This window comes from Chryseobacterium sp. MYb7 (genome assembly GCF_002979455.1).
Taxonomy (GTDB): domain Bacteria; phylum Bacteroidota; class Bacteroidia; order Flavobacteriales; family Weeksellaceae; genus Chryseobacterium.
On the sequence record NZ_PCOU01000011.1, the window covers coordinates 138,632 to 146,225 of the forward strand.

The 7,594-nt window shown below is 35.1% G+C and carries 8 protein-coding genes; 2 read left to right on the forward strand and 6 right to left on the reverse strand.

The features are described from left to right. The gene (locus tag CQ046_RS11210; protein WP_105702333.1) at positions 1 to 564 is read left to right on the forward strand and encodes a Maf family protein; all 564 of its coding nucleotides are present in this window, start codon (positions 1 to 3) and stop codon (positions 562 to 564) included. Positions 565 to 713: 149 nt separating this feature from the next. Beyond that, positions 714 to 3,308: a tetratricopeptide repeat protein gene (locus tag CQ046_RS11215; protein WP_105702320.1), complete on the forward strand. Its 2,595-nt coding sequence runs from the start codon at positions 714 to 716 to the stop codon at positions 3,306 to 3,308. Between the two features lie 17 nt (positions 3,309 to 3,325). Here the strand turns inward: CQ046_RS11215 and tsaB are convergent, their stop codons facing one another. The 6 genes from tsaB to CQ046_RS11245 all read right to left on the reverse strand — a co-directional run bounded on the left by tsaB (position 3,326) and on the right by CQ046_RS11245 (position 7,450). Continuing rightward, positions 3,326 to 4,006: a tRNA (adenosine(37)-N6)-threonylcarbamoyltransferase complex dimerization subunit type 1 TsaB gene (tsaB, locus tag CQ046_RS11220; protein ID WP_105702321.1), complete on the reverse strand. Its 681-nt coding sequence runs from the start codon at positions 4,004 to 4,006 to the stop codon at positions 3,326 to 3,328. Positions 4,007 to 4,088: 82 nt separating this feature from the next. Continuing rightward, on the reverse strand, positions 4,089 to 4,838 hold the full coding sequence (locus CQ046_RS11225) for an SDR family NAD(P)-dependent oxidoreductase (protein ID WP_105702322.1): 750 nt from the start codon (positions 4,836 to 4,838) through the stop codon (positions 4,089 to 4,091). Positions 4,839 to 4,850: 12 nt separating this feature from the next. Further along, a complete protein-coding gene (locus tag CQ046_RS11230) occupies positions 4,851 to 5,222 on the reverse strand; it encodes a YraN family protein (RefSeq protein ID WP_105702323.1) in 372 nt (123 codons plus the stop codon). A 42-nt stretch (positions 5,223 to 5,264) separates the two neighbouring features. Then, positions 5,265 to 6,194, reverse strand: coding sequence for an LD-carboxypeptidase (locus CQ046_RS11235; RefSeq protein ID WP_105702324.1), 930 nt, complete (start codon positions 6,192 to 6,194; stop codon positions 5,265 to 5,267). Then, complete coding sequence (locus tag CQ046_RS11240) at positions 6,191 to 6,877, reverse strand: LysE family translocator (protein WP_105702325.1); 687 nt, start codon at positions 6,875 to 6,877, stop codon at positions 6,191 to 6,193. The genes CQ046_RS11235 and CQ046_RS11240 overlap by 4 nt, the downstream gene beginning before the upstream one ends. A 246-nt stretch (positions 6,878 to 7,123) precedes the next feature. Then, on the reverse strand, positions 7,124 to 7,450 hold the full coding sequence (locus CQ046_RS11245) for a hypothetical protein (protein WP_123906608.1): 327 nt from the start codon (positions 7,448 to 7,450) through the stop codon (positions 7,124 to 7,126). Between the last annotated feature and the right edge of the window lie 144 nt (positions 7,451 to 7,594).

The following is a 7,594-nucleotide window of genomic DNA, read 5'->3' on the forward strand; positions in this document are numbered from 1 at the left end:
ATGAAATTACTTTTAGCATCACAATCGCCAAGAAGAAAAGAACTACTTTCCAGCCTGGGTTTTGAATTTGAAGTCGTAAAAATAGACTGTGAAGAAATTATTCCGGAAAATATCAAGATAGATGAAGCTGCCGCTTATCTTTCTGATTTAAAAGCTGATGCTTTTAGAAGTTTGGAAGCTAATGAAGTTCTTTTAACCGCAGATACAGTAGTAGCTGTTGACGGTGTGATCCTTGGGAAACCTAAAGATGAGGACGACGCGTTCAAGATGCTTCGAAGCCTTTCGGGAAGAACCCACCAGGTTTATACGGGAATTACCATCAAAACTGCAAATAAAATTTTTACAGAAACTGATGTAGCAGACGTTACCCTTGATGAGCTTTCTGACGAAGAAATCAACTATTACATTCAAAACTATAAACCTTTCGACAAAGCAGGCAGTTATGGTATTCAGGAATGGCTGGGAATGGCAAAAATCATCAATATGACAGGAAGTTTTTATACCATTATGGGACTTCCTACGCATCTTGTTTACAAAATATTGAAAGAAATCTCTCTGAGCTAATCAATTATTGAAGTTTAGAATGTCTGTTAAAGTAAAAATAAAATATTTCCACAAGAAATATAAATATTATTCATTATAAAATTTTATTATTTTTACAAAATCATCAAACAGCTGATAATAAATAGAAGATTAGCGAGTTATATTGAATAATGAAAAAGAATATATTATTCCTTTTAGTGATATGTCTTGTTGCTTCCTGTGCTACCAAAACAAAAAAGCCGGAGCAGCGATCAAAACTATTGAAAGGATTTTCCACATACTACAACACTCTTTTTAATGCAAAAGACGCATTGAACAGTGAGTTTACAACCAGAGATAAAGGGCATAAAGACAATTTTTATGCACCTTATATTCCTATTCTGACCTATGAAGATCAACCTTTAGGAAGTGATCTTGGACAGTCAGAAGCTTTTGCCGAAAACTCTATGAGAATGGCTGAAGTAGCTAATAGACCTTCGGGCAGAGGTAACTCCGGAGTCCCCACCAGGCCTGGAGAATCTTCAGGAAATGGTCCTTCAAGACCTGATGGTGAACAAGGCAAAGGAGCAACTACTCTTGAAATTGCAGAAGCAAAAGCTTTAAAAGCGATCAATAAATATTCTGTAACCAGAAATGGTGAAGAAAAAAACAAGACTATTTTTGATGCTTATATGATCCTTGCCCAGGCAAGAATCTATCGTGGTAAATCACTGGAAGCCCTGGATGCTCTTAATTATGTTTTCACCCACATGAAAGATGATAAGAGACTTCCATTGGCAAGAATTTATCAGGGTCTGGCTTATGATAAAATCAAAGATTATCACAGAGCGCATGAAACTTTTGCCAAACTGAAAGGAGAAGACATTAATAAAAGTTATGCAAAGCTGTTGAGCATTTATTACTCTGAATCTCTGCTTGATGCCGGTAAAAAAGAAGAAGCTGCCAAAGAACTTGATAACGCTTTCGAACTGAACAGCAACAGAAAGCTTAAGAGCAGAATTGCTTACCTGAGAGGACAGGTTCTCGAAAATCTTGGACAGAATGATAAAGCCAGAGAAAGCTATACAGCGGCTTATAAATATGCTAACGATTTTGAATTTGAAGTAAAATCTCAGATTGCCATTGCCAAGACTTTTAATGGCAAGGGCGATTATGCCGGAGCAAAAAACTACCTGGAAGGTATCAGTAAAAAGGGAACTTACGGATCCCGAAAGAATGAATTTTACTATGCTTTAGGCTTAATGGCTAATAAAGCAGGAAAAAAAGATGAAGCACAACAGTTCTTCAGAAAATCCCTGTTTGAAAAGGTTTCTGACCCTCAGATCCGTGGATTGGCTTATTATGAAATCGGAAAAAGCTACCTGGAAAAGAATGATTACATCGGTGCAGGAAGTTATTATGATTCTGCACTTGCAGTAATGACTTATGAGCCTTCAAAAATCTTATTAAAAGACCAGTCTGAATACATCAAAAAGATATCCAAAAACTATTATCTGATTAAAAAGAATGACAGTATTCTTTCTTTGGCTAAAATGGATAACACACAGAAAACAGACTATTTTACGAAATATATTGCCAAACTAAAAATTAAAGAAGAGAAAGAAGAACAGGAAAGAAGACGTGCTGAAAGAAGCAAGGGATTTGATACCGGAGATTACAGTGCCAATTCTATTTTTGCCAATGGATCTGCTAATGCTTTTGAAGATTTTGGAGTAACTACAAAATCATTTTACTTCAGCAACACCGGAACAGTAAGTAAAGGAACATCCACATTTAAGCAAGTATGGGGAGATCGTGCACTTGCTGATAACTGGCGTTTTTCAAAGAAAATGTCTTCTATTGAGGATATGAAAAATGAAGCATTAGGAGTAACTTCTGCGCCTAATCCAAGACGTTTTGAGCCTGCTTATTACATTGAACAGATTCCTACAGATCAAGGTAAATTATCTCAGCTAAAAAAAGACAGAGACACCGCTTCTTTAGGTTTGGGAATCATGTATCAGAACTATTTTACCAACACTCCCCTAGCTACGAAAACGCTATATGATCTTGTAGATGTAAAACCGGAAGAAAAGATAATGCTTCAGGCTTTGTATGAGATTTTTGCCATGAATTATGAGAAAAATCCACAGGCATCTGAAAAAGCAAAACAAATTCTACTAACAGATTATCCATATACTTCCTATGCAGAATTTGCAAGAAATCCTAAAAACAAGACTTTTGTAAAGTCAACTGAAGAAGTTGAAAATGAATATAAAAAGGCCTATGCTCTGTTTGAATCCGAAAAATTTGCGGAAAGTAAGGATATCATAGATCAGACTATTCAAAAGTTTCCTAAAGACGCACTGGTTCCTAAATTATATTTATTAAATGCTTTTAATGCAGGAAAATCCAGTGGAAAAGAAGTCATGATTCTGCAGCTTGAACAGATTGCCCTGAATTATTCTAAAACTGCTGAAGGTGTTAGAGCTAAAGAAATGCTGAATTATCTTAAAAGTGACCTAAGCTTCCAGGCAACAGACAATAAAGGAAATACGATACCTCAGCAACAACCTGGGGAGAATACTTCCCAGCCTGCTAATACGCCTAACGGAACTGGTATTCCACAAATGAATAACGGAAAAGTACAAAAGCTTGACAATGTAGAACTACAGCCCCAGAATATAGGTACTACTCCACCGTCAAAGACCAATTCTTCCCAGCAAAAGGATAAAAAAGCAAACGAAAATAAATCACCGTCCGGCATACCGCAAAGACCTCAATAAAATAAAAAAGCGAAGATTTACTCTTCGCTTTTCTTTTTCTTTACTCCATGGAAATCTTTGAGATAAAAAGGCTCAAAATAAGCCATATCTTCAAATTCCTTGTTTTCTATTTTTTCCAGTGTCTTCCTGATAAGATATTGGGAAGATGGATAGACATTTTCATTAAAAACGGCATCTGGAAGATTCATTATCTCTTTCGCCTTTTTAGCCCCATCTCCTACAAACAATACTTTTTTGTCTTTGAATTCTTCAAATGAAGTTTCATCTAAGATCTTAGCTTCGGTCTGTGACAATTCTTTTCCCGTATGGCCCTCGTAAACGGCTGTATACACCTCCATTCTCCTCGCATCAACTAACGGCACTACAAAGTCATAGTTATTCCCTAAAAAAGGCTCTATTATGCTTTCAAGAGAGTTTACTGCTACCAGAGGAACTTTTAGTCCATAACAGAATCCTTTTGCGGAGGCCGCTCCGATTCTTAAACCTGTGTAAGATCCCGGACCTTTTCCTAAAGAAACGGCTTCGATATCTTTAAGTGAAATTCCAGCTCCTTCTAAAGCCCATTCCACATAGGTATGAAGACTTTCAGACTGTTTATAGTTTTCAGAAACTTCTTCGCATAAACACAGTAGTTTCTCATTGTCTGATACAGCTACCGAACAGTTCCTGGAAGAGGTTTCAAGATATAGAATTTTCATTTTTTTGTTTTAAGCTAAACTGCAACATTGCAAAAGGCAAGATTGCTTTTAATTTTCTGCAAATTTAATCCATTATTTTGGACTATTTTCTATAAATCGTTCTTGGCTCTGCCTGTGCACTTGGATAGATTGTCATATCTGAAATGGTAACATGTTTCGGGGCATTCACGCAATAAGCAATGGCATCAGCAATATCTTCTGCCTTCAAAGGTTCATAACCTGCATATACCGTTGAAGCCTTATCACTGTCACCTTTGAATCTTACCAGGGAGAAATCTGTTTCTACAGCTCCCGGCTGAATATTGGTTACTTTGATACCAAACTCAGTAAGTTCCAGTCTCATTCCTTCCGAAATAACGTCTACTGCTTTTTTCGTTGCACAATACACTACTCCATTGGCGTAGGTTTGTCTTGCGGCAACCGAACTGATATTTACAACATGACCTAAGTTTTTAGTTTTCATAATTGGGATAATCATTTTAGAAACATAGAGTAGGCCTTTTACATTTCCGTCAATCATAGAATCCCAGTCATCTGTCTTACCAGCCGACAGCGGATCTAATCCATGAGCATTACCGGCATTATTGATCAGAACATCAATCTCTTTCCAGTTTTTCGGAAGTGAATTGATGGCAGTTTCAACTTCTTCAAGATTCCTTACATCAAACTTTAAACTAAATATTTCGGTATATTGAGATAACTCAGATTTTACAGCTTCCAGCACCTCATTTCTTCTTCCACAGATAATAATTCTGTTTCCTTGTTTTGCAAGAAGTTCTGCTGTAGATTTACCTATACCGGAAGTGGCTCCGGTGATTAATATTGTCTTCATAATATTGATTTATTAATTGGCATCAAAGGCCTGAAAAGCATCTTTGATATGGTCAATAATTAAGTTCTTATTTTCATCGGGAAGAACGGAGATGATATCAAATCTGACTTCGTTCTCTTTATTAAATTCCTCCAAATAGTGATTGGCTGCAGAAACAATAGATTTTATCTTGGTTTTGGTAACGGCTTCCTGAGGAAGAATAAAAAAATCCGTAGATCTGGCTTTCACTTCCACTACAATAATAAGATTATCTTTTTCAGCAATGATATCAATCTCAGCTTTCTGAAAACGGAAGTTTCTGACCAGGATTTTATACCCATTTTTCTGAAGATAATCAGCGGCCATATCTTCTGCTATTTTTCCAAAATCGTTATGGTGAGCCATATTCTGTATTTAAGAGTTTGGAGATAGGAGAGTGGTGATATTTTAAAAATCGATCTTTACTTTAGCACCTACTTTCATTGTAACGTCTGCACCAATTAAAAGCGGTCTGTTGTCTTTAATATGCCCATTTGGAAATGCAAACACCACAGGAAATTTATATTTTAAAATTCTGTCTGAGATTAACCTGTAAGCAAATTCATCGAAGCTTTCTTCATAACTTTTATTTTCCTTTTCATCCCCCATATTGGTCATTCCGCCAACAATCAATCCTTTGATTTTATTGAAGACTCCAGCCAGTTCCAGACTCATGATCATACGGTCCAGTGCATAGAAGTTTTCTCCAATATCTTCTATAAACAAGATTTTATCTTTAAAGTCGAAAGAATATTTGGTTCCTAAAAGGGCATAAATAAGGGCTAAATTACCTCCAACCAATTCTCCTTCAATATTCCCTTCTTTATTCAATTGGTGAGATTTTAGAGTGTATTTTGGCTTTTTACCTTTCAGAGTATCAAAAATCAGATCATAGCTTTCATCTGTCACACCAAAACTGGATGTTTTGATGGTTTGCCCGTGAATGGATACAAAACCTTTTTTCAACAGATAACTTTGGATCACTGTATTATCGGAATATCCAATGTACCATTTCGGGTTTTCTGTAAAGTTTTTCAATTTCAGATGCTGAATCAGATGCTGGCATCCATAGCCTCCTCTGGAAGCCCATACAGCACTGATATCTTTATCATTTAAAGCCCAGTTGATATCTTGTATTCTTTCCTTTTCTGTTCCGGCATAATTGTATCCGTTTGAAAATTTGGTATAAAGGTGCTCTCCGAGAATGGGTTCAAAACCTTTATTTTTAATCATTTCAATTCCCTTTTCCAATTGAGAGGCATCTACCGCTCCTGCAGGGGAAATAACAGCTATTTTGTCTCCTTTTTTAAGAGACTTCGGAAAGATCATTTTTTTCATTTTGTTTTTTGATATTTTACTTCTTTCTTTTCTGCCTCCTCCAGCTGTTTTTCAAACTGATTGAACTTTTTGAAACTCTGCAGGAAGATAAAGAAACTGAAGACAATAAGAATACAGCCAACGACTCTTCTGATTTGATTGGCCAGTTTTTGTGTTAATTTATCGTGAAATTGCTTGGCAAGAAATATCTTGGCAAGATCTATTGAAAGGTAAGTGGCCAGTACTATGCCGATGTATAAAATAAAACTGCTGGTGTCCGGATATTGATTCCTTACGGAAATTACCGTTACCAGCCAGAAAAGGATAACTCCAACATTTAAAAGATTAAAGAAAAAGCCATTGAAAAATGTTTTAAAATAGTTTTGACCAATAATCCTTTCTTCACCCGGCATGTGCATCTTTGTTTTGGTAACCAGCATCACAATTCCATAGATAAAAATAAGAATAGAGGTGATCCTGTAAAACCCGGGATGCTTATCAATTAAGCTTACAATATCTGTACTGGCATAATAGGCTGCCACAATACATAATAAATCTGCAGTAATCACTCCAAGATCTAATGAAAGTGCATGTTTCGGGCCTCTGGAAAAGCTGGTTTCTATTAAAAGGAAAAAAATAGGTCCTATAAAAACCAGGCTCAGCATAAATCCTAATATGATGGCAGATAGTACAAGTTCTAACATTAAGTGGGGTTTAAAAATGAATAAAAATTCATTTCGTTTTATACAAAGTTATACTTTATGATTTAATTATTCAATAAAGTTGTGATATATCAAGTGGATTTTAAGGAGAGTTTAATGTGAAATTTTTAATGAAAATAGGAGAGGAGAGTGTATTATACATTTTTTATTAAAAAATAAAGAGGTCATTCCATTTAGAAATAACCTCTTTTGTATTATATTTTTGTAGAATATATTCAACAATCTTTTTTATTCTTCCAAACAGTTTTCATTGAAAGCAAATTCGAAATCTTTTCTGATTTTAAGACCAAAAATACCTCTTTCAAAGGTATAAATAACTTGATTTTTAAACAGCATTCTTTTATAATCTATCCAAAAACTTCTGGTCATATAAGAATATTCATAGGCGTTTCCACTCAAATAAACGTAAGTTGTCTTTCCTTTATGATGGCTTCGTACACTTCCAACCTCTGAAACCATACATCTGAAACAGTATGTTTCTTTGGTAGGATTCATTCCTGTAACATAATTGATCAGAAAGAATCCATTTATTATCCAATGGAAAAGTGACTCCAAAAAAATATTTTCTTCCTTGCTTATTGATATTGATAATATTTCTTTTAATTAGAATATTACATAATATGAAGTCATCTTGACTTTTTCAAAAATTATATTTTTTATTTGAAATAAAAAAAGGGATTAGGAAATTAGAGTCGCTAA

Excerpts from the sequence above, each read along its gene's own strand:
- CQ046_RS11210 (WP_105702333.1), top strand. The coding sequence starts at position 1 with ATGAAATTACTTTTAGCATCACAATCGCCAAGAAGAAAAGAACTACTT.
- CQ046_RS11215 (WP_105702320.1), top strand. The coding sequence starts at position 714 with ATGAAAAAGAATATATTATTCCTTTTAGTGATATGTCTTGTTGCTTCC.
- tsaB (WP_105702321.1), bottom strand. The coding sequence starts at position 4,006 with ATGAAAATTCTATATCTTGAAACCTCTTCCAGGAACTGTTCGGTAGCT.
- CQ046_RS11225 (WP_105702322.1), bottom strand. The coding sequence starts at position 4,838 with ATGAAGACAATATTAATCACCGGAGCCACTTCCGGTATAGGTAAATCT.
- CQ046_RS11230 (WP_105702323.1), bottom strand. The coding sequence starts at position 5,222 with ATGGCTCACCATAACGATTTTGGAAAAATAGCAGAAGATATGGCCGCT.
- CQ046_RS11235 (WP_105702324.1), bottom strand. The coding sequence starts at position 6,194 with ATGAAAAAAATGATCTTTCCGAAGTCTCTTAAAAAAGGAGACAAAATA.
- CQ046_RS11240 (WP_105702325.1), bottom strand. The coding sequence starts at position 6,877 with ATGTTAGAACTTGTACTATCTGCCATCATATTAGGATTTATGCTGAGC.